The sequence below is a fragment of the Streptomyces sp. NRRL F-5755 genome (assembly GCF_001279365.1).
GTDB lineage: Bacteria > Actinomycetota > Actinomycetes > Streptomycetales > Streptomycetaceae > Streptomyces > Streptomyces rimosus.
The window spans coordinates 1-372 of record NZ_LGCW01000197.1 but is presented as its reverse complement, the minus strand read 5'-3'; the positions used below and the strand labels follow the sequence as shown (position 1 = coordinate 372).

At 72.0% G+C, this 372-nt stretch carries 1 pseudogene; it reads right to left on the bottom strand.

What is annotated here, in order from left to right:
* Nucleotides 1-372: pseudogene (locus tag ADK86_RS44540) on the bottom strand (IS5 family transposase); the annotation flags it as partial.

The window sequence follows — 372 nt, the reverse complement described above, 5'->3', positions numbered from 1 at the left end:
GACCGGCCGGGACACCCGGATCCGGGCCATGACCTTCTCGAATGCGGGTGCGTCACCGGCCTGGCCCGGGGTGATGACGAACGCGAGTGGCCGGCAACGACCGTCTGCCGCCAGGTGGATCTTCGTGGTCAGTCCGCCGCGGGGCCGTCCGAGGGCATGGTTGGCTGGTTCGCCGGCCCGAGCCCCTTTTGACGGGCCCCGGCGGCGTGCTGGTGGGCACGGGCGATCGTGGAGTCGACCGCGGCGACCCAGTCGAGGCCGCCTTCGGTGTCGGCCTGCGCGAGCAGGGCGGTGAACACCTTCTCCCACGTGCCGTCGGCCGCCCACATCCGCAGCCGGTTGTGAGCCCCCTTCCACGAACCGAAGCGTTCG